The 20368-nt window shown below is 66.5% G+C and carries 18 protein-coding genes; 8 read left to right on the forward strand and 10 right to left on the reverse strand.

Annotation, left to right across the window (positions count from 1 at the left end; translation table 11 throughout):
- Positions 1-13: 13 nt before the first annotated feature.
- Genes hisF through hisB form a run of 5 tightly spaced genes read right to left on the reverse strand, consistent with a single transcriptional unit; the run spans position 14 to position 3304 of the window.
- Entirely contained in the window at positions 14-790 is a 777-nt protein-coding gene (gene hisF / locus LQK81_RS11990; RefSeq protein WP_230806501.1) for an imidazole glycerol phosphate synthase subunit HisF, read from the reverse strand.
- Positions 787-1530 (reverse strand): 1-(5-phosphoribosyl)-5-[(5-phosphoribosylamino)methylideneamino]imidazole-4-carboxamide isomerase, encoded by a 744-nt coding sequence (gene hisA / locus LQK81_RS11995; RefSeq protein ID WP_230806502.1) that lies wholly within the window; start codon positions 1528-1530, stop codon positions 787-789. The genes hisF and hisA overlap by 4 nt, the downstream gene beginning before the upstream one ends.
- 33 nt (positions 1531-1563) lie before the next feature.
- On the reverse strand, positions 1564-2214 hold the full coding sequence (hisH, locus tag LQK81_RS12000; protein ID WP_230806503.1) for an imidazole glycerol phosphate synthase subunit HisH: 651 nt from the start codon (positions 2212-2214) through the stop codon (positions 1564-1566).
- Between the two features lie 3 nt (positions 2215-2217).
- The gene (locus LQK81_RS12005) at positions 2218-2685 is read right to left on the reverse strand and encodes a DUF2628 domain-containing protein (RefSeq protein ID WP_230806504.1); all 468 of its coding nucleotides are present in this window, start codon (positions 2683-2685) and stop codon (positions 2218-2220) included.
- Between the two features lie 25 nt (positions 2686-2710).
- Positions 2711-3304 (reverse strand): imidazoleglycerol-phosphate dehydratase HisB, encoded by a 594-nt coding sequence (gene hisB / locus LQK81_RS12010; RefSeq protein WP_230806505.1) that lies wholly within the window; start codon positions 3302-3304, stop codon positions 2711-2713.
- Between the two features lie 211 nt (positions 3305-3515).
- On the opposite strand from hisB, the gene hslV reads away from it, so the two are divergent.
- The 7 genes from hslV to LQK81_RS12045 all read left to right on the forward strand — a co-directional run bounded on the left by hslV (position 3516) and on the right by LQK81_RS12045 (position 13008).
- Positions 3516-4073: an ATP-dependent protease subunit HslV gene (gene hslV / locus LQK81_RS12015; RefSeq protein WP_230806506.1), complete on the forward strand. Its 558-nt coding sequence runs from the start codon at positions 3516-3518 to the stop codon at positions 4071-4073.
- A complete protein-coding gene (locus tag LQK81_RS12020; protein WP_230806507.1) occupies positions 4063-4605 on the forward strand; it encodes a GNAT family N-acetyltransferase in 543 nt (180 codons plus the stop codon). Before hslV ends, LQK81_RS12020 begins: the two co-directional genes overlap by 11 nt.
- On the forward strand, positions 4602-5909 hold the full coding sequence (gene hslU, locus LQK81_RS12025) for an ATP-dependent protease ATPase subunit HslU (protein ID WP_230806508.1): 1308 nt from the start codon (positions 4602-4604) through the stop codon (positions 5907-5909). Before LQK81_RS12020 ends, hslU begins: the two co-directional genes overlap by 4 nt.
- A 217-nt stretch (positions 5910-6126) precedes the next feature.
- Positions 6127-7077 (forward strand): DUF1402 family protein, encoded by a 951-nt coding sequence (locus LQK81_RS12030; RefSeq protein WP_442967114.1) that lies wholly within the window; start codon positions 6127-6129, stop codon positions 7075-7077.
- Positions 7078-7148: 71 nt separating this feature from the next.
- Positions 7149-8564 carry a cytochrome P450 gene (locus tag LQK81_RS12035; protein WP_230806509.1) on the forward strand — a complete coding sequence of 472 codons (1416 nt, stop codon included), beginning with the start codon at positions 7149-7151 and terminating at the stop codon, positions 8562-8564.
- Positions 8565-8703: 139 nt separating this feature from the next.
- The gene (locus LQK81_RS12040) at positions 8704-10710 is read left to right on the forward strand and encodes a hydantoinase/oxoprolinase family protein (RefSeq protein WP_230806510.1); all 2007 of its coding nucleotides are present in this window, start codon (positions 8704-8706) and stop codon (positions 10708-10710) included.
- 126 nt (positions 10711-10836) lie between these two features.
- Entirely contained in the window at positions 10837-13008 is a 2172-nt protein-coding gene (locus LQK81_RS12045; RefSeq protein WP_230806511.1) for a malate synthase G, read from the forward strand.
- 81 nt (positions 13009-13089) lie between these two features.
- On the opposite strand, the gene LQK81_RS12050 is transcribed toward LQK81_RS12045, so the two are convergent.
- Positions 13090-13758, reverse strand: a complete 669-nt coding sequence (locus tag LQK81_RS12050; RefSeq protein WP_230806512.1) for a L,D-transpeptidase — start codon at positions 13756-13758, stop codon at positions 13090-13092.
- Positions 13759-13996: 238 nt separating this feature from the next.
- Here LQK81_RS12050 and LQK81_RS12055 point away from each other — a divergent pair, with 238 nt between their 5' ends.
- On the forward strand, positions 13997-14518 hold the full coding sequence (locus LQK81_RS12055; RefSeq protein WP_230806513.1) for an MmcB family DNA repair protein: 522 nt from the start codon (positions 13997-13999) through the stop codon (positions 14516-14518).
- Between the two features lie 13 nt (positions 14519-14531).
- On the opposite strand, the gene LQK81_RS12060 is transcribed toward LQK81_RS12055, so the two are convergent.
- From LQK81_RS12060 to LQK81_RS12075, 4 genes are all read right to left on the reverse strand, one after another.
- A complete protein-coding gene (locus LQK81_RS12060) occupies positions 14532-15119 on the reverse strand; it encodes an ActR/PrrA/RegA family redox response regulator transcription factor (RefSeq protein ID WP_230806514.1) in 588 nt (195 codons plus the stop codon).
- Positions 15120-15190: 71 nt separating this feature from the next.
- Positions 15191-16492 (reverse strand): ActS/PrrB/RegB family redox-sensitive histidine kinase, encoded by a 1302-nt coding sequence (locus LQK81_RS12065; RefSeq protein ID WP_230806515.1) that lies wholly within the window; start codon positions 16490-16492, stop codon positions 15191-15193.
- A 61-nt stretch (positions 16493-16553) separates the two neighbouring features.
- Positions 16554-19046 carry an ATP-dependent helicase HrpB gene (gene hrpB, locus LQK81_RS12070; RefSeq protein ID WP_230806516.1) on the reverse strand — a complete coding sequence of 831 codons (2493 nt, stop codon included), beginning with the start codon at positions 19044-19046 and terminating at the stop codon, positions 16554-16556.
- Between the two features lie 6 nt (positions 19047-19052).
- Positions 19053-19994 carry an ornithine cyclodeaminase family protein gene (locus tag LQK81_RS12075; protein ID WP_230806517.1) on the reverse strand — a complete coding sequence of 314 codons (942 nt, stop codon included), beginning with the start codon at positions 19992-19994 and terminating at the stop codon, positions 19053-19055.
- Positions 19995-20368: the final 374 nt, after the last annotated feature.

Consider the following 20368-nt stretch of genomic DNA (forward strand, 5'->3'; position numbering starts at 1 on the left):
GTAGGTCGTCTCCTCAGTCGAGCCGCATGGCGATGCCGTGATCGGCCATGTAGCGCTTGGCCTCGCCAACCGTATAGGTGCCGAAGTGGAAGATGGAGGCGGCGAGCACCGCGGTCGCATGCCCGTCGCGGATCCCTTCCACGAGGTGATCGAGATTGCCGACGCCGCCGGACGCGATCACCGGCACCGGCACCCGATCGGCGATCGTGCGCGTCAGCGCGATGTCGTAGCCGCCCTTCTGGCCGTCGCGGTCCATCGAGGTCAGAAGCAGTTCGCCCGCGCCGCGCTCCACCATCTTCTCGGCAAAGGCGACGGCGTCGATGCCGGTCGCCTGCCGACCGCCATGGGTGAAGATCTCCCAGCGATCTGCCTCGCCCTCCTTCGACACCTTCTTCGAATCGATCGAGACGACGATGCACTGGTTGCCGAACTTGTCGGCCGCCTCGGCGACGAAATCCGGGTCCTTGACCGCCGCCGAGTTGATCGAGACCTTGTCGGCGCCGGCCAAAAGCAGCTTGCGGATATCGGCGATGGCGCGCACGCCGCCGCCGACCGTCAGCGGCATGAAGCAGTGCTCGGCTGTGCGCGCCACGACGTCGAAGATCGTGTCGCGGTTGTCTGAGGAGGCGGTGATGTCGAGGAAGCACAACTCGTCGGCACCGGCGGCGTCATAGGCCTTGGCCGATTCCACCGGATCGCCGGCATCCACGAGGTTGACGAAGCTGACGCCCTTGACGACGCGGCCGTCCTTCACATCGAGGCAGGGGATCACGCGGGCCTTCAGGGTCATGCCGATGCTCCTTTCGAGCCGCGGATCAGCGACAGCGCCTCCTGCGGATCGATCCGCCCATCATAGAGCGCGCGGCCGGAGATCGCACCTTCGAGTTTGGCGGCGTCCGGCTCGAGCATCCGGCGGATGTCGTCCATCGAAGCGAGGCCGCCCGAGGCGATTACGGGGATGGAGACGGCATCGGCGAGCTCGAGCGTGGAAGCCCAGTTGATGCCGGTCAGGATGCCGTCGCGGTCGATGTCCGTGTAGATGATCGCCGCTACGCCAGCGCCCTCGAATTTCTTCGCAAGCTCGATCACGCCGAGTTCGGACGCCTCGGCCCAGCCTTCGACTGCGACCTTGCCACCCTTGGCGTCGATGCCGACGGCAACCTTGCCGGGGAAACGCCTGCACGCCTCGATCACCAGCGCCGGATCGCGCACGGCGACGGTGCCGAGGATCACGCGGGCCAGACCGCGGGACAGCCAGTTCTCGATGTGATCGAGCGTGCGGATCCCGCCGCCGAGCTGCACCGGGTTCTTCGTGGCCTTCAGGATCGCGTCGACGGCCGCTCCGTTCACCGTCTCGCCGGCGAAGGCGCCGTTGAGGTCAACGACATGCAGCCACTCGAACCCCTGCTCCTCGAAGGCGCGCGCCTGCGCTCCCGGATCGGGGTTGTAGACCGTCGCCTGCTCCATGTCGCCGAGCTTGAGGCGGACGCACTGGCCATCCTTGAGGTCGATTGCGGGAAAGAGGATCATCGTATCTGTCGTCCGTTCGATCGGCGCGGGCTCTCAAGGCTTCCAGCGCAGGAAATTGGTGATGAGCGCCAGGCCGAGCGCCTGGCTCTTTTCCGGATGGAACTGTGCGCCCGCCCTGTTGTCACGGGCGACGAAGGCGGTCATCGGCCCGCCATAATCGACGGTCGCGACTACGTCGTCCGGATTGGCCGCCTGCAGATGGTAGGAATGGACGAAGTAGGCGTGCAGGCCGCCGTCACCCGTCGCAATGCCGGAAAACAGCGGATGCCCGGAGCGCAGTGTGAGCGTATTCCAGCCGATCTGCGGGATCTTCAGCGCCAGATCGTCGGGCTCCATCAGCACGACGTCGCCGGGAATCCAGCCGAGCCCCTCGGTGATCGTCTTCTCCAGCCCGCGCGAGGACATCAGCTGCATGCCGACGCAGATGCCGAGGAAGGGGCGGCCGCCGAGTTCGACGGCTTCGCGCAGAGCTTCGGTCATACCGCTGGCGGCATCGAGCCCGCGCCGGCAGTCGGCATAGGCACCCACTCCGGGAAGCACGACCCGGTCGGCCGAGGCGACGCGCTCGGGCCGGTCGGTCAGGTCGATCTCGGCCTCGATGCCGGCCTCGTGCGCCGCCCGCTCGAAGGCCTTGGTGGCGGAACGCAGGTTGCCCGAACCGTAGTCGATGATGGCCACGCGCATCAGTCAGTCTCCGTCATAGCCGAGAAGGCCGAGCGCAGGCGGGCGCGTGGCCTTGGTCGAGGTATCCGCGGGCAGAACCGCAGCCGTCGTCTTGTCCGGCGTTTCATGTGCGCCGAGGTAGATCAGCTCCGCCGTCTCCAGGTCCGGTGCGGTCACCACGGAACGCAGCGTCCAGTCGCGCGCCTCGCGGGCACGCACGAGCGCCTGCGGCCCCTCAAGCGCCGTCAGAACCGAGATAGACAGCGACAGCACCCAGCCGGCTATGCCGAGCTCCGTCGAGGCCGACAGCGCCGTCGCAGCAAACTGCGCGATAAGGGCGAGGATGCCCCAGAACCAGAGCCGATGGACCAGCAGCCAGATGGCTGGAAAGAAGAACGCGGTCCAGCGGAAGCCGTCGCGGATGAAAGCCGCCTTCTCGGCCGCGGCCGGTTCGCCGGGCGGTGTCAGGATCAGATAGCTCGCGGTGGTCAACGGAATTGTCCTGCCGGTCTGCCGGTCAGGCCAGCGAACCCTTCGTCGAAGGGATGCGGCCTTGCTGGCGGGGATCGATTTCGGTTGCCGCGCGCAGCACCCGGGCGACGGATTTGAAGCAGGTTTCGGCGATGTGATGGTTGTTGGCGCCGTAGATGTTCTGGATATGCAGGGTGATGCCGGCATTCTGCGCCAGCGCCTGGAAGAACTCCCGCACCAGTTCGGTGTCGAAGGTACCGATCTTCGGTGCGGAGAAGGCAACGTTCCAGACGAGGAAGGGCCGGCCGGAGACGTCGACCGCAGCCCGCGTCATCGTCTCGTCCATGGCAAGGTCGAGCGAGGCGTAGCGGGTGATGCCGCGCCGGTCGCCGAGCGCCTTGGCGATCGCCTGGCCGATCGCGATCCCGGTGTCCTCGACGGCATGGTGGTCGTCGACGTGCAGGTCGCCCTTCGTCTCGATCTCCATGTCGATCAGGGAATGACGCGACAACTGGTCCAGCATGTGGTCGAAGAAGCCGATGCCGGTGGAGATCTTCGAGGTGCCCGTGCCGTCGATGTCGACCGTCACAGACACGGCCGTTTCGTTGGTCTTGCGGGAGATGCTGGCTTTGCGGCTCATGGGACGTGGGGATCCTGGATCGACGGCGATGGTCTTCGCCGTCCCATATCAGGCGAAAGGGCAAAAAGCCAGCATTGCGACATCGACGCGCCGGCGCTCCCGCCGCCGATTGCAATCGTCGTTTCACCGCCTACATAGGGATCGATAGAGCCGGCCCATTTCGGGCGGCGCGCGCCCGGCTTCGGCGGGCGCGAGATCTTCGGGTGTATCTATGAGTGAACACGATCCCTACGGAACGATGCACGCCACCACCATCATCACGGTCCGCAAGGACGGAAAGGTGGTCATGGCGGGCGATGGCCAGGTCAGCCTGGGGCAGACGGTGATGAAGGGCAATGCGCGCAAGGTGCGCAGGCTCGGCAAGGGCGATGTGATCGCCGGCTTCGCGGGGGCGACGGCGGACGCCTTCACCCTGCTCGAACGGCTCGAGGAAAAGCTCGAGCAATATCCCGACCAGTTGATGCGCGCGGCCGTCGAGCTTGCCAAGGACTGGCGCACCAACAAGTACTTGCGCAATCTCGAGGCGATGATGCTGGTCGCCGACAGGAACATCACGCTCGCGATCACCGGTAACGGCGACGTACTGGAGCCCGAGCACGGCACGCTCGCGATCGGCTCGGGAGGCAACTACGCCTTTGCCGCTGCCCGCGCGCTGATGGACAGCGACAAGTCTGCCGAGGAGGTCGCCCGCCGCGCCATGCAGATCGCCGGCGACATCTGCGTCTATACCAACCACTCGATCGTGGTGGAGACGCTGGATGCCGATTGACCCCGCCCGGATCGGCTTTTCCCCCGTGGGGGAGAGGCACTACCCACTGCTTCTCGCATGGCTGAACGAGCCGCACATGCGGGAGTGGTGGGGCAATCCGGAAGAGGAGTTCGGCTTCATCCGCGACATGGTGGAGGGCAGGGACACGACCCGCCCCTTCCTCATCGAGCTCGACGGAGAGCCGGTCGGCTACATTCAGTACTGGTTTTTGGGCCACCACCAGAATGAGGACTGGACGAAGGACAATCCCTGGCTGCTGGAACTGCCGCAGGAGGCCGTCGGCGTCGATCTATCGATCGGCCACGCTGACAAGCTTTCCGCCGGCATCGGTTCCGCAGCGCTTGCCGCCTTCGTCGCCGATCTTCATGGCCTTGGCCACGAGACCATCATCATCGACCCCGATCCCGCCAATGTCCGGGCGGTTCGTGCCTATGCCAAGGCCGGTTTCCGGCCCGTGCCCGAGCTCGAAGGCCGCACCGGCAATGACGTGCTGATCATGCAATTCGACCCGAAAGCGAACGAGATATCATGAGCAACTTTTCCCCCAGAGAGATCGTCTCGGAACTGGACCGCTACATCATCGGCCAGAAGGACGCCAAGCGCGCCGTCGCGATCGCGCTGCGCAATCGCTGGCGCCGCCAGCAGCTCGGCGACGACCTGCGCGACGAGGTCATGCCGAAGAACATCCTGATGATTGGCCCGACCGGCGTCGGCAAGACGGAGATTTCCCGCCGACTGGCCAAGCTTGCCGGTGCGCCCTTCGTCAAGGTTGAGGCGACCAAGTTCACCGAGGTCGGCTATGTCGGCCGTGACGTCGAGCAGATCGTCCGCGACCTCGTCGAGGTCGGCATTTCGCTGGTGCGCGAGAAGAAGCGCGCCGAAGTCGTCGCCAAGGCGCACATGAACGCCGAGGAGCGCGTGCTCGATGCCCTGGTCGGCGCCACCGCCTCGCCGGCGACGCGCGACAGCTTCCGCAAGAAGCTGCGCAACAACGAGCTGGACGACAAGGAGATCGAGGTCGACGTCGCCGACACCGGATCCGGCATGCCCGGCTTCGAGATCCCCGGCATGCCGGGCGCCAATGTCGGCGTGCTGAACCTGTCGGAAATGTTCGGCAAGGCGTTGGGCGGCCGCACGAAGAAGGTCAAGACGACGGTCAAGGATTCCTACAAGGTGCTGATCGAGGACGAGTCCGACAAGCTGATCGACAACGAGCAAATCCAACGCGAGGCCGTCCGCTCGGTCGAGAACGACGGCATCGTCTTCCTCGACGAGATCGACAAGATCGCCACACGCGAGGGCGGCATCGGTGCCGGCGTATCGCGCGAAGGCGTGCAGCGCGACCTGCTGCCGCTGGTCGAGGGCACGACGGTCGCGACGAAGTACGGGCCGGTCAAGACGGATCATGTCCTGTTCATCGCCTCGGGCGCCTTCCACGTCGCCAAGCCGTCGGACCTCCTGCCCGAACTCCAGGGCCGCCTGCCGATCCGCGTCGAGCTTCGCGCGCTGACGAAGGAGGACTTCCGCCGGATCCTCACGGAGACGGAGGCGAGCCTGATCCGGCAATACAAGGCGCTGATGGAGACCGAGCAGGTCTCGCTCGAGTTCACCGAGGACGCGATCGACGCCCTCGCCGACGTCGCCGTCCAGCTGAATGCCAATGTCGAGAACATCGGTGCGCGGCGCCTGCAGACGGTCATGGAGCGGGTGCTCGACGAGATCTCGTTCGAGGCGCCGGACAAGGCCGGCAACCAGGTGACGATCGATGCCGAGTATGTGCGCAAGCACGTTGGCGCGCTGGCGTCGAACACCGACCTATCCCGATATATCCTGTAGCGACCGCCGGCGGCCCGGGCCGCCGGTACCGCGATTTTGATCGCGATCACCTCGACACGCGCTGCGCTTCGATCTAGAACCGCGGCGCGTTTTCGCGTTCAGGCACGGCATCATTCCGACACGATTGGGCTGCATGGGGTGCCGCGAAACCGCTTCGTGGCTGGGCTGACACTCGGGGCATGCCGACACCAATTCCGAACTTCGGGGAAACCGCATCGTGCGACATCTGCTGACAATGCTTGCCATTGCCACCACCCTGCTTGCGGGCGGCGCCGCCGCCACCGGGGCCATGGACGTCGTACCGCCCGGCAATCGCCATGCCAAACAGCCCTCCGTGCCGGGCGCCTCCGTCCGCCGCACCAAGGCCGGCAAGACGAGCTTCGATGCCAAATACGAGAAGGTGCGCGACCTGCTCGCGACCGACCGTGAACTGACCGGCAAGCTCAAGTCCATCGCCTCCCAGTACGGTATTGCGCCGATCCACATGGTCGGCGCCATCGTCGGCGAGCACACCTACAACGTCGATGCCTATGACCGGCTGCAGAGCTATTACATCAAGGCAGCCTCCTATGCCGGCGATCGCTTCCGCTTCGCCTACGATGGCCAGAGCATCGACGAATTCGTCGACCGCCCGGAATTCTCTACCTGCAAGGCAAGGAAGGGATCCTATGCCCTCTGGTCGTGCCGGGAAGCGGTGTGGGAGAAGACGTTCAGGGGCAAGGCCGTCGGCGGCGTCTCCTATCCGAACAACCGCTTCAGCGCGGTGTTCTTCCAGCCCTTCTACGCCGGACAGACCTTCGGCCTTGGCCAGATCAATCCGCTGACGGCGCTGATGCTGACCGACACCGTCGCGCGCATTTCGGGCTACGAGCGGCTGGACGAGAACGATGCGGCCGGCGTCTACAAGGCGATCATGGACCCGGATATCTCGCTGGCCTACATGGCGGCATCGCTCCGCCATTCCATCGATGCCTACAGGAAGGTCGCCGGCGTCGACATTTCCGTTAATCCCGGCATCACCGCCACGCTCTACAATGTCGGAAACCCCGACGCGCGGGCCGCGAACTTCGCCCGCCGCCGTGCGGCCGGAACCTCTGAGTGGCCGGAGGAGAACTACTACGGCTGGCTCGTCAACGACAAGCTGGCGGAACTTCAGGGGCTGCTCTAGACTTTCCTCTTCGTTGCCCTGGTGGTCGACGCGGACTTGGCCGCGAGCCGCAAGATGCGCGAGGTATATCCATGGACATGCGTCCAGAGCCCTTCGAACCCCCTGCACCGCAGCCGCGGACGGTGCCGCCGTCGCGGCTGGAGATCATCCGCACGATCCTGCGCAATCCGCTCGAGCTGTGGGGCGAGCCGTCCTATACGCTTCCCTGGATCGAGACGCGCTTCTTCCGCGAGCACACGCTGATCGTCAACGACCCGGGCCTGATCCGGCACGTGCTGGTCGACAATGCACAGAATTACCGGATGGCCGACGTGCGCCAGCTCGTGCTGCGGCCGATCCTGCGCGACGGATTATTGACTGCCGAGGGCGCGGTCTGGAAGCGCTCCCGCAAGGCCGTCGCCCCGATCTTCACCCCGCGCCATGCCAAAGGGTTCGCCGGCCAGATGCTCCGGCAATCCGAGATCTATGCGGGCAAGTACGAGATGGCCTCCGACGGCGGAGCCGTCTTCGACATCGCCAACGACATGACCGAACTGACCTTCGCGATCCTCGCCGACACCCTCTTTTCCGGCGAGATCGTCTCGTCGTCCGGCAATTTTGCCGACGACGTCAACGCCCTGCTCCATCGCATGGGCCGCGTCGATCCGTTCGACCTGCTGAAGGCGCCGGCCTGGGTGCCGCGGCTGACCCGCATCGGCGGCCAGAAGGTGCTCGACAAGTTTCGCGCCATCGTCCGCAACACCATGGACCTGAGGCTTTCGCGCATGCAGGCCGAGCCGGACGCGGTGCCGGGGGATTTCCTGACGCTGCTCCTTCTGCAGGCGGGGCCGGACGGGCTGACGAACGAGGAGATCGAAGACAATATCCTCACCTTCATCGGCGCCGGCCACGAGACCACCGCCCGCGCGCTCGCCTGGACGCTCTATTGTGTCGCCAACACGCCTCATGCCCGCGAGGCGATGGAAGACGAGATCGACCGCGTTCTCGCAAGCGGTGCCGAGCCGGTCGAATGGCTGGAGCGGATGCCCTGGACCCGGGCGGCCTTCGAGGAGGCGTTGCGGCTCTATCCGCCGGCTCCCTCGATCAACCGGGCGGCGATCGCTTCGGACCGCTGGACCAGCCCGGCAGGCGAGGTGGTCGAGATACCGCAGGGGATCACCGTGCTGATCATGCCCTGGACGCTGCATCGCCACGCGCTCTACTGGGACAGGCCCCGCGCCTTCATTCCCGAGCGCTTTCTGCCGGAAAACCGGGACCGGATCGACCGTTTCCAGTTCCTGCCCTTCGGGGCGGGGCCGCGCATCTGCATCGGCGCCACCTTTGCCCTGCAGGAGGCGGTGATCGCGCTGGCTGTCCTGATGCACCGCTTCCGCTTCGAGATGACGGCCGAGACGCGCCCCTGGCCGGTGCAGCGCCTGACCACGCAGCCGGCAAACGGGCTGCCGATGCGGGTGATGCCGCGGTCGACCGTTTCGCCGGGCCGCTGACTGTCCATCCATGGCCGGTGCGGTCGGATGCCGGGTCGCAAAATCGATACCGGTCCGCGCTCTTTTGCGCTAGATGCAAGGGACGATCGACCATTCTGCCGGGCCTGCCCTGCGGAGCGCAGCTATCCGGAAGGACCACGTGGCGGACCATCTGTTACTCGGCATCGATACCGGCGGAACCTATACGGATGCCGTTCTCTTCAGCGAGGAGAGCGGCGTCGTGGCAAAGGCCAAGGCACTGACGACGCGGCACGATCTCGCCGTCGGCATTTCCGGCGCCGTCGAGGCGGTGTTGGAGCAGGCGCAAGCGCAGGTCTCGGCCATCAGTCTCGTGTCCCTGTCGACGACGCTTGCCACCAACGCGCTTGTCGAGGGGCAGGGCGGCCGCGCCGGGCTGGTCATGATCGGTTTCGGGCCGGAGGATCTGAAGCGCGACGGCCTCGCCGAAGCGCTCGGGGACGATCCCGTTCTCTTCCTGCCCGGCGGACACAACGTGCACGGCCACGAGACCCCGCTCGACATGACGGCGCTGGACGCTGCCCTGCCGGAACTGGCGCAAAGCGTTACCTCCTTTGCGGTCGCCGGCTATTTTGCCGTGCGCAACCCGGCGCACGAACAGCGTGTGCGGGATCGCATCCGCGAGATTTCCCACCTTCCGGTCACCTGCAGCCACGAGCTCTCCTCGAAGCTCGGCGGGCCGCGCCGGGCGCTGACGACGCTCCTGAATGCCAGGCTGGTATCGATGATCGACCGGCTGATCGGTGCCTGCGAGCGTTATCTGGAACGGCGCGGGATCCATGTGCCGATGATGGTCGTCCGCGGCGACGGCGCCCTGATTTCCGCCGCCGAGGCGCGGCTGCGACCGATCGAGACCATCCTGTCGGGGCCTGCCGCCAGCCTCGTCGGTGCGCGCCACCTGACCGGCCTGGAAGATGCCGTCGTCTCCGACATCGGCGGCACGACCACCGACGTCGCCGTGCTGGATCAGGGCCGCCCCCGCCTGGACGCGGAAGGGGCCGTCGTCGGCGGCTACCGGACGATGGTCGAGGCCGTCGCCATGCGCACCTACGGGCTCGGTGGCGATTCCGAGATCCGCATCAACGATCGCGGCCTCGCTGCCCGGCTGGATCTCGGTCCCCGGCGCTTCCTGCCGTTGAGCCTTGCAGCGGAGCTCCATGGAGACGTGATCCATGCCGTGCTGGAACGGCAGTTGCGGGCACAGCACGGAGGGCGCCATGACGGCCGCTTCGCCGTCCGCACCGGCGTTCCGGGGCATCTGGCAAGCGGACTTCAGCCGCAGGAGGCAGCACTCTACGAGCGGATCGGCGACGTGCCGGTCGCGCTCGACCAGTTGCTGGCGAGCACGCTGCAGAAGGCGACGCTCGATCGCCTCGTCGGCCGCGGGCTCGTGCACATCAGTGCGATCACGCCCTCCGACGCGATGCATGTGCTCGGCCGGCAGGGGCAGTGGGATCGGGAAGCGGCACGGCTCGGCCTTGCGCTCGCCGCCCGCGCCCGGGACGGTTCCGGCCGGCCCATCGCCCAATCGGCCGAGAGCCTGGCGCGCCTGATCGTCGATCGGCTGACGCGACAGTCCTGCGACGTCATCATGGCCGCCTGCCTGGCGGAGGACGGCACCGGCGTCATCGATCCGGCCGAATCGCTTCCCGTCGATCGCGCGCTGCGCCGCGCGAACGGTATCGTGCAGTTCCGCGTCAGCCTCGACCGGCCGCTGGTCGGCCTCGGCGCCTCGGCGCCGGTCTACTATCCGGCCATCGCCGGTATGCTCGACACGCAGTCCGCCATCCCCCGGGACGCCGACGTGGCGAATGCGGTGGGCGCCGTCGTCGGGCAGGTGCGGGCCAGCGTCACCGTGTTCGTGACCACGCCGGAGGAGGGTGTCTTCATCGTCGGTGGCGCCGGCGCGAGCGTGCGCCTGGTCGACGAGGAGGCGGCGTTCTCGCTGGCCCGCGAACGCGCGATCGCTGCCGCGCTTCATGCCGCCCGCCTGAGCGGCGCCGACGAACCGGCTGTCACTGTCGCGGAAATCGTCGACGCACCGGAGATCGAGGGCTCGCGCAAGCTGGTGGAAGGCCGTTTTACCGCGACCGCTTCGGGTCGCCCACGGATAGCAAACGATCAATAGCCTGCGATTTGTTCCATTGCGGAATAAATTCTTTGAACTATTGCTGAATTGACTATGAATGAAAGGTCGGGAAAGTGGCAGCATCCACGGGGTCCACGACCCGCCCTGCATTTTCCGGAGCGTCCGATGAGCTATAGCGAGAAACACGGCCTTTCCTTCGACAGCGAACTGCTGGAATTCCTGGAGAAGGAGGCGCTTCCGGGCACGGACATCGATCCGGCCGCCTACTTCCAGGCCTTCTCGGCGCTGGTCGCGGACCTGGCGCCGGAAAACCGTGCGCTGCTTGAAAAGCGTGACCGGATGCAGGAGAAGATCGACGCTTGGTACAAGGCCCATGGCGCGCCTTCCGACCTCGGCGCCTACGAGGCCTTCCTTCGCCAGATCGGCTACATCGTCCCGGAAGGCACCGACTTCGCCGTGACCACGGCGAACGTGGATCCGGAGATCTCACAGGTCGCCGGACCGCAGCTCGTCGTCCCCGTCATGAACGCTCGCTATGCGCTGAACGCGGCAAACGCCCGTTGGGGCTCGCTCTACGACGCACTCTACGGCACCGACGCGATTTCCGAAGACGACGGTGCGACCCGCGGCAAGGACTACAATCCCAAGCGCGGCGAGAAGGTCATCGCCTGGGTGCGCTCCTTCCTCGACGGCAGCGTTCCGCTCGCCGGGGCAAGCTGGACCGAGGCCCGGGCATTTGCGGTCAAGGCCGGGGCGCTGCAGGTAACGCTGCTGGACGGCGAGGTCGTGGGCCTGAAGGCGCCGGAAAAGTTCGCCGGCTATCTCGGCGAGGCCAACGCGCCCGCCCAGTTCCTGCTCGTCAACAACGGCCTTCACATCGAGATCCTGGTCGATGCGACCACGGCGATCGGAAAGGCCGATCCTGCCCATATCTCGGACGTCTGGCTGGAAGCGGCGCTGACGACGATCATGGATTGCGAGGATTCGGTCGCGGCCGTCGATGCGGCCGACAAGGTCGTCGCCTATCGCAACTGGCTCGGCCTGATGAAGGGCGACCTTGCCGAGGAGGTCGCAAAGGGTGGCAGGACCTTTACCCGCAGGCTCAATCCGGACCTCGACTACAACGGGCCCGATGGCTCGACCTTCACCCTCGCCTGCCGGTCGCTGATGCTGGTGCGCAACGTCGGTCATCTGATGACCAACCCGGCAATCCTCGATGGCGAGGGCCGCGAGGTGCCGGAGGGTATCATGGACGCCATGGTTACCGCACTGATCGCGCTGCACGACGTCGGCCGCAACGGCCGCCGCATGAACTCGCGCGCCGGTTCGATCTACATCGTCAAGCCGAAGATGCATGGGCCCGAGGAAGTTGCCTTCGCCGTGAAGATCTTCGCCCGCGTGGAAGAGGCGCTCGGCCTGGCGCCCAACACCATCAAGATGGGGATCATGGACGAGGAGCGGCGGACGACCGTCAATCTCAAGGAGGCGATCCGGGCCGCGAGCGAGCGGGTCTTCTTCATCAATACCGGCTTCCTTGATCGTACCGGCGACGAGATCCACACCTCCATGGAAGCGGGCCCGATGATCCGCAAGGGCGACATGAAGCAGTCGTTATGGATCGGCGCATACGAGAATTCCAACGTCGACATCGGCCTTGAGTGCGGCCTGCCGGGGCATGCCCAGATCGGCAAGGGCATGTGGGCCATGCCCGACATGATGGCGGCGATGCTGGAACAGAAGATCGGCCAGCCCAGGGCCGGCGCCAGCACCGCCTGGGTGCCGTCGCCGACGGCGGCAACGCTGCACGCCACCCACTATCACAAGGTCAACGTCGCATCGATGCAGGACGGGCTGAAGGACAGGCCGCGCGCCAAGCTCTCCGACATCCTGTCCGTGCCCGTCGCGTCCCGGCCTAACTGGACGCCGGAAGAGATCCAGCGCGAGCTCGACAACAATGCGCAGGGCATCCTCGGCTATGTCGTGCGCTGGGTCGACCAGGGCGTCGGCTGCTCGAAGGTGCCCGACATCAACGACGTCGGCCTGATGGAAGACCGCGCCACCTTGCGCATTTCCGCCCAGCACATGGCCAATTGGCTGCATCACGGCATCGTCAGCGAGGCCCAGATCGTCGAGACGATGCGGCGCATGGCGGTGGTCGTCGACGGGCAGAACGCCGGCGATCCGGATTACACGCCGATGGCGCCGGACTTCGACGGCTCGATCGCCTTCCAGGCTGCCTGCGAACTTGTGCTGGAGGGGCGCGCCCAGCCGAACGGCTATACCGAGCCGGTGCTGCATCGCCGCCGCCGTGAGCTCAAGGCCGCCCGCGGTCTCTGAGGGGCGAGATCGGGCAGGAACCAAAAAAAGCCGCCGGGATCGCCGGCGGCTTTTTTTGTGTCGTTGGCGCGTTTTCGCCGGTTACTGCTGGACGACGACGCGGGCGCCCTTGCCCGGGCGGACCCGCGCGTAGAGGTCGATGATGTCCTGGTTCATCAGGCGGATGCAGCCCGAAGAGGCTGCGGTGCCGATGGAGCCCCATTCCGGCGTGCCGTGCAGGCGGAACAGCGTGTCCTGGCCCTTGTTGTTGAAGAGGTAGAGCGCGCGTGCACCGAGCGGGTTCGTCAGCCCGGGCTTCATGCCCTCCTTGACGTACTTGGCGATCTCCGGACGGCGGACGGCCATCTCTTCCGGCGGATGCCACATCGGCCATTCCTGCTTCCAGGCGACATAAGCCTCGCCTTCCCACGCAAAGCCCTGCTTGCCGACACCGATTCCGTAGCGCACCGCCTTGCCGCCGGGCAGCACGAAATAGAGGAAGCGGGTCGGGGTGTTCACCACGATCGTGCCCGGCTTCTCGCTGGTCTTATAGTCGACGATCTGCCGGTGATACTTCGGGTCCACGCGCTGGATCGGGATGGCCGGCAGGGCGTAGCCATGGTCTTCGACCGGGCCGTATCCGGAGGTGAAGATTTCGTTGGTCGCGACCTTCTCGCCGATGATCGGCGTGGATGACGGTACGGATGAACACCCGGCAAGCGTCACGGACGCTGCAAGGCCACAAAGGAGCAGGGCAGTGCGGAAGCGCATCTAAGTCTCTTCAATTATGGGGTGTGGCGTGGCGGTGTTCCCGCACGTCTGTGCAATCAAGGTTTATTTGTGATTCAGGAGCTTTTGCAAGTGCGCTGCCTGCTCTCCGCCGTTGTGCGGGAGCACAAAAGAGAGCGGATGGCTTTTTTGCAACATTCCCCTGACGTGAGGTGGTTGCGGCATTGTCCGGCAGGTTCTGCTAGGATGGCGCGACTGCTTCCGCCGAAGGTTTGAAAACATGACGCTCGTATCGCTTCACAAGGACAATCCGCTGGTCGACGGGCGCCAGTCCGAGCGCGCCATGATGGTGCGCCGCGGCGTGCAGCGCCTGTTTGCCGATCTCAGCCATGCGGTCCTGGCGGAGATGACGCTTGCCAGTGGCCGGCGCGCCGATCTCATCAGTCTGGCCCCGAAGGGCGAGATCTGGATCGTCGAGATCAAGACATCGATCGAGGACTTTCGCGTCGACAGGAAATGGCCGGACTACCGGATGCATTGCGACCGGCTCTTCTTCGCCACGCACCGGGGCGTGCCGCTCGATATCTTTCCCGAAGATTGCGGCCTGATCGTATCCGACGGCTACGGCGCCCATATCCTGCGCGAGGCACCGGAGCACAAGCTCGCCCCGCCGACACGGAAGTCCGTCACCTTCGCCTTCGCCCGGATCGCCGCCGGCCGGCTGCTGCAGGCCGAGCTTCTGACCGACAAGACGGCCGAGGGATCGGAAATGGCCGCGGTCGTGAACGGCGACCGCGATTGATCGCCCGTCCTGGCTACTTCGGCGCCCGTTTGGCGAGAATGCGCTGGAGGGTGCGGCGATGCATGTTCAGCCGGCGCGCCGTTTCCGACACGTTGCGATCGCACATCTCGTAGACGCGCTGGATGTGTTCCCAGCGCACCCTGTCGGCTGACATCGGATTTTCCGGAAGTTCCGCCTTCTCGCCGGGCTTCTGCGTCAGCGCCGAGAAGATCTCGTCGGCATCGGCCGGTTTCGCCAGGTAATCGACCGCGCCGAGTTTCACCGCATTCACCGCCGTTGCGATATTGCCGTAGCCGGTCAGCATGATGATCCGCGTATCGTCGCGGCGCTGGCGGATGGCGGCGATCACGTCGAGGCCGCTGCCGTCGCTGAGCCGCAGGTCGACCACCGCATATTTCGGCGGCGCGCCTTTCGCCTTGGCGATGCCCTCGGCCACGGACTCGGCCATCTCGACGTCGAAGCCGCGGGTCTCCATCGCGCGCGCCAGGCGCCGCAGGAAAGGGCCGTCGTCGTCGACGATGAGGAGCGAGCGGTCGGCGCCGATATAGTCGGCGTCTTCTGCGCCCGGCGCCGGTGGGAGAGTGTCGATCTTGTCTGCCATCTTCGCAGTTCCGCGCTGATTTTGCTGCTTTTCCGTTGTTTCTTATGACGGGTTCGGCGCAAGGGGTAAAGTCATTTCGCCAGCTTGACGTCCATCCGGTTGCGTGGCCATTCGACTTCTACCCGTGCGCCGGGGATGCCGTCCTGCCGGTTGCCGAAGGTGAGTTTGGCGCCGGAGCGCTCTAGCAGTGTCTTGGCGATGAAGAGGCCCAGCCCGAGCCCGCCGGCCCGCTCGTCGCGCTGTCGCTTGGTGACATAGGGCTCGCCGATCCGCAGCAGGATGTCCGGGGCATAGCCCTCGCCATCGTCCTCGATCACCAGCCTGACCCGGTCCGGCGTGTGGCCCGCGGTCACGACCACTTCGTTTCGCGCGTGATCGACGGCATTCTCCAGGAGATTGCCCAGCCCGTAGAGAATGCCGGCGTTGCGATGGCCGACGGGTTCCTCGGCGCGCGTGCCCTCTTCCACGAGCCGCAGACGGATGCCGAATTCGCGATGCGGTGCCATCACCTCTTCGAGGAGCGAGGACAGCGGCAGGTGGCGCATGTGCTCCTCGTCGTCCGCCGACAGCGTCGTCAGCCGCCGCAGGATATCCCGGCAGCGCTCGCTCTGGCTTCGCAACAGGTGCACGTCCTCGCCGAAGCGCGGATCCTCGCCCAACTCGCGTTCCATCTCCTTCGCAACGACGCTGATCGTCGCGAGCGGCGTGCCAAGTTCGTGAGCCGCCGCGGCGGCGAGCCCGTCCAGTTGCGACAAGTGCTTTTCGCGTTGAAGCACGAGCTCGGTCGCTGCCAGCGCGTCGGAGAGTTCGGCCGCTTCCAGCGAGACGCGGTAAGAATAAAAGGCGGCGAATGCGGTCGTCGACGCGATGGCGACCCAGAAGCCGGCCGTCAGGATCGGCGGAATGACGAGGAGGGTCCCCGGAAACCACGGCAGGGGAAACGGCGTGAAGGCCAACGCCGTGATCCCGGCCGCAGCCAGGATGCCGAGCGCCAGGCTATGGCGGATCGGCTGCGCCGAGGAAGAGATGATCACCGGAACGCAGACGAGCAGCGCAAAGGGGTTAGCAAGGCCGCCGGTCATGAAGAGCAGTGCTGTCAGCTGCGAGAGATCGAAGGCCAGCAGCGCCAGCGCGGAGCCGGGGGCCAGCCGGTGCGCCGGCGAATAGCGCGCGGTGAGATAGAAGTTGACGGCGGCAAGCAGGGCGATCAGCACCGAGCAGGCCAGGAGCGGAAGTGGGAAGCCCAGCCAGAAGGCAACGACGATCACGGTCACGGACTGGCCAGCCACCGCGAGCCATCTTAGCCGGATAAGGGTTTCGAGCCTCATGCGCTGGCGCTGGCTGTCGTCGGCACTGTCGTTGTAGATCGACATGGTCTTCCCTGCTTTTCATTCCTTCTGGCGCTTCCGAACCGCCTCGGAAAGCTGCGCGGCCTCATGTACGACGCGGCTTGGCCCGTGTCGTCGGCATCGCGCCGGCGGGATCTTCCGGCCAGGGGTGGCGTGGGTAGCGTCCCCGCATCTCCGCCCGCACGTCCTTCCAGGACCCGGCCCAGAACCCGGGAAGGTCGCGGGTCGTCTGGATCGGCCGGTGGGCCGGCGACAGCAGTTCGAGCAGGAGCGGCAGGCGCCCGCCCGCCACAGCGGGATGCTGGCGCAGACCGAACAGTTCCTGCACGCGGATCGGCAAGGTCGGCTCGCTGCCGTCGTAGCGGATCGGATGCCGCTGCCCGGTCGGCGCCTCGAAATGGGTGGGCACGAGACGCTCGAGATCGCGCTGGACGCCCTGTGGCACGAGCGCCATAAGTCCGTCCGAAAGGCTGGCCGGCGTGACGTCGTCGAGGCCGCGCGTCAGCTCCTGGAAGGGCGTGAACCATTCGTCGAGCCGCGCAAGCAGCGCCTCGTCGCCGGTGTCTGGCCAGGGTTCGCCGAGGCTCCGGTGGAGGAAGCCGATCCGCTCGCGCAACTGTCCGCCGGATTTCGAGAACGGCAGGGCCTGCAGCCCGAGTTGGCGAACCCCGTCGGCGAGCGCCCTTGCGGCGGCCGGCCCCGTCGGCCGTGGCAGCGGTGTCTCCTCGAACACGATGGCGCCGAGCCGCGTCACCTTCCTCGCCCGGACCTGACTGCTTGCCGGGTCGAACACGCATTGCTCCTCGCGAACGAAGCTCGCTGCCATCTCGGCCTCGACGTCCGCGCGGCTGATCGTGGCGGCGGCGAGGATGCGCTGCCGCCCGGCCTGGCCTGTCAAATCTGCGATCACCAGCATCGCGCTTGCCGCGAGCCCTTCGGTCTCGGCGAGCTCCGCGCCGCGGCCGTTGGCCATGACGAAGCGCCCCCGCCCGCCTCTTTGCAGCGCGATCCGGTCCGGGAAGGCATGCATCAGCAGCGCACCGGGGTGGACGGGAAGGGCAGCGCCCCTTGCGCCGGCCGCTTCCGCGATGCGGGCTGCCAGCCGCCGGGAGGATTGGGCCCGCTCGCCCCGTTCGGCCTTGAAGCGCCGCAGGCGTTCTTCCAGGTCGAGCGAAGGTCCACCGAGCCCCTGCTCGGTCAGAAGCACGGCAAGCAGCGCCGCCTCCGTCGCCATGCCTTCGCCGGCCGCATGGATGACCATGGCGGCAAGCCGCGGCGGCAGGGAGAGGGTCCGCATCTTCCGGCCGACCGGCGTCAGGCCGCCGCCGGCATCGATCGCGCCCAAAAGCCGCAGCAGGCTGCGCGCCTCCTCCAGGCTCGCGGCCGGCGGCTGGTCGATCAGCGGAAGGCTCGCCGGATCGATGACGCCCCATTGCGCGAGGTCCAGCACGAAGCCGGAGAGATCGCTGGCAAGGATCTGCGGCGGCGTGAAGGCCGGCAACGCCGCGGTCTGGCCGGCATGCCAGAGCCGGACGGCGATGCCGGGGCCGGTGCGCCCCGCCCGGCCGGCCCGCTGGTCGGCCGAAGCGCGCGACACACGCACCGTCTCCAGCCGTGTGATCCCGGTTGCCGCCTCGAAGACGGGCAGCCGCTGCAGGCCGCTGTCGATGACGACGCGCACCCCGTCGATGGTGATCGACGTCTCGGCGATCGAGGTGGCAAGCACGATCTTGCGCATGCCGTCCGGCGGCGGGCGGATCGCCGCGTCCTGTTCCTGCTGCGTCAGGTTGCCGTAGAGCGGGACCAGCATCGTCTCCTCGCCGAAACGGCCCTCCAGCCGCTCCATCGTCCGGCGGATCTCCGCCTGCCCCGGCAGGAAGGCCAGGATCGATGCGCTCTCTGCCGCGTGGGCGTCGCGGATCGCGCGCGCCATCGTCTCCTCGATCCGCTCGCCGGGCGGCCGGTCGGCATGCCGGAGCTCGATGGGAAAGCTGCGCCCGGCGCTCTCGATGACTGCCGCGCCGTCCATCAGCCGGGCGACCCGGTCGGTATCGAGGGTCGCCGACATGACAAGGATGCGCAGATCCTCCCGTAGCGCCGACTGTGCGTCGAGCGCCAGCGCCAGGCCAAGATCGGCGTCCAGCGAACGCTCGTGAAACTCGTCGAACAGCACGGCGGCGATACCGGAAAGCTCCGGATCGTCGATGATCATCCGGGCGAACACGCCTTCGGTCACGACCTCGATCCGGGTCCGCGCGGAAATCCGGCTTTCGAGCCGCATCCGGTAGCCGACGGTATCGCCGACGCGCTCGCCGAGAAGTTCCGCCATCCGCCCCGCCGCAGCCCGCGCCGCCAGCCGGCGCGGCTCGAGCAGGATGATGCGCCCATCGCCACGCCAAGAGGCGTCGAGCAGGTGTAGCGGTACGATCGTCGTCTTGCCGGCGCCGGGCGGGGCGGCGAGCACTGCCCGCGTGCCTGCGCTCAGCGCCTGCGACAATGCCGGCAGCACCGCGTTGACCGGCAGTTGCGGCAGTACGGCAGGGGCGTGTGCGCGCTCGGGCCCGCCATCCTTGGGCATGGCCGGTCAGGCTCCGTGGTTGCGGTAGGCGAGGATCGCACCGGCGAGATCCTCGAGGGCTGCGCCCACCGACTTGAAGAGCGTGATCTCCTCGGGCGAGCGCCGGCCCTGATCCCGCCTGGTTACGAGTTCTGCGAGGTCGGCCCTGATCGCCTCCGGGCCGATGATGCCCGCCCTGATCGGCTGGACGAGATCGCCACCCTCGCTGAACACACCGTCGCGGGTATCGACGAACAGCGTCGCGCGTGTCACCGCCTCGTCGTCGGTCTCGCGCATGGAGGGCTTGAAGGCGCCGATCAGGTCCAGGTGCGTTCCGGGCCTGAGCCACGCCCCGTGCACGAGCGGCGTCTCGGAAAGCGTGCAGCAGGAGATGATGTCGGCCTCGCGCGCGGTCCGTTCGAGGTCGGTGACGGCGCCGGCGTTGAAGCCCGCAGCACACGCCTCGCCGGCGGCCGCCTCGGCTTTGGCCGCGTCCCGTCCCCAGATGGCGATCTCCTCGATCGGCCGGACGGCCGAATGGGCAGCGACGAGGTTCAGCGACAGTCGTCCGGCCCCGACGACGAGGAGGCGCCTCGCATCCGCGCGCGCAAGATGGCGGGCGGCAAGGGCGGACGCAGCCGCCGTGCGCCGGGCCGTGAGTTCGCCGCCGTCGACGATCGCAAGCAACTCGCCGGTCTTGCCGGATGAGAGCAGATAGCTGCCGAAGATGGCCGGCAGGCCGCGTCGCGTATTGCCCGGAAACACGGAGACGAGCTTGACCCCGATATAGGCGCCGGGCTGCCAGGCGGGCATCAGCAGCAGCGTCGCGTTCTCCTCCCCCGGCACGACGACGTCGTGATGGTGGCGGACCGGCATGACGCAGTCGCCGGCGAACATCTCTGCAAGCGCGTCGATGAGGTCGGCAAAGGGCAGGGCGTCTCGGGTCTGTTGTTCTGAGAGGACGAGCATGGCGGTCTCCGAGTTCTCTGATCGGTGGCATGTCCTTAGCGCGCGCAAGGGAGCCGCGAAAGCGGCATTCGATCCGTTCGGGACGGGTTCGGCCTCAAGCTCCGTGTCCGACGCACGCTGAAGATGAAGTTTCTGCGACATTGCGAACGGCACCAATCTGAGGTGGTGAAAAAGCCACCGAAAAAGCGAAAATGTGGAAATAATGATGTAAAATCATATCGATGTAAGAAATATCGGCTTTTCTGAAATCGCCTGTTGACTTGTTTTGTATGTGGTCTTAGAAACCGGCTCACCAACGAGGGCGGCGGCGCTGCTGGCGACCGACGAACTCGCTCTGAGGTTTCCGCAGGACGCTGATGGGTTTTGACCGGTGT

It is taken from the genome of Rhizobium sp. GN54, assembly GCF_021026345.1.
Classification (GTDB): Bacteria; Pseudomonadota; Alphaproteobacteria; order Rhizobiales; family Rhizobiaceae; genus Mycoplana.

Bases quoted from the DNA above. Each gene is read 5' to 3' on its own strand.
- LQK81_RS12065 (WP_230806515.1), bottom strand. From the start codon at position 16,492: ATGTCGATCTACAACGACAGTGCCGACGACAGCCAGCGCCAGCGCATG.
- hslU (WP_230806508.1), top strand. From the start codon at position 4,602: ATGAGCAACTTTTCCCCCAGAGAGATCGTCTCGGAACTGGACCGCTAC.
- hrpB (WP_230806516.1), bottom strand. From the start codon at position 19,046: ATGCCCAAGGATGGCGGGCCCGAGCGCGCACACGCCCCTGCCGTACTG.
- hisH (WP_230806503.1), bottom strand. From the start codon at position 2,214: ATGCGCGTGGCCATCATCGACTACGGTTCGGGCAACCTGCGTTCCGCC.
- LQK81_RS12075 (WP_230806517.1), bottom strand. From the start codon at position 19,994: ATGCTCGTCCTCTCAGAACAACAGACCCGAGACGCCCTGCCCTTTGCC.
- LQK81_RS12055 (WP_230806513.1), top strand. From the start codon at position 13,997: ATGACGCTCGTATCGCTTCACAAGGACAATCCGCTGGTCGACGGGCGC.
- LQK81_RS12060 (WP_230806514.1), bottom strand. From the start codon at position 15,119: ATGGCAGACAAGATCGACACTCTCCCACCGGCGCCGGGCGCAGAAGAC.
- hisB (WP_230806505.1), bottom strand. From the start codon at position 3,304: ATGAGCCGCAAAGCCAGCATCTCCCGCAAGACCAACGAAACGGCCGTG.
- hisA (WP_230806502.1), bottom strand. From the start codon at position 1,530: ATGATCCTCTTTCCCGCAATCGACCTCAAGGATGGCCAGTGCGTCCGC.
- hslV (WP_230806506.1), top strand. From the start codon at position 3,516: ATGAGTGAACACGATCCCTACGGAACGATGCACGCCACCACCATCATC.
- hisF (WP_230806501.1), bottom strand. From the start codon at position 790: ATGACCCTGAAGGCCCGCGTGATCCCCTGCCTCGATGTGAAGGACGGC.
- LQK81_RS12045 (WP_230806511.1), top strand. From the start codon at position 10,837: ATGAGCTATAGCGAGAAACACGGCCTTTCCTTCGACAGCGAACTGCTG.
- LQK81_RS12020 (WP_230806507.1), top strand. From the start codon at position 4,063: ATGCCGATTGACCCCGCCCGGATCGGCTTTTCCCCCGTGGGGGAGAGG.
- LQK81_RS12050 (WP_230806512.1), bottom strand. From the start codon at position 13,758: ATGCGCTTCCGCACTGCCCTGCTCCTTTGTGGCCTTGCAGCGTCCGTG.
- LQK81_RS12035 (WP_230806509.1), top strand. From the start codon at position 7,149: ATGGACATGCGTCCAGAGCCCTTCGAACCCCCTGCACCGCAGCCGCGG.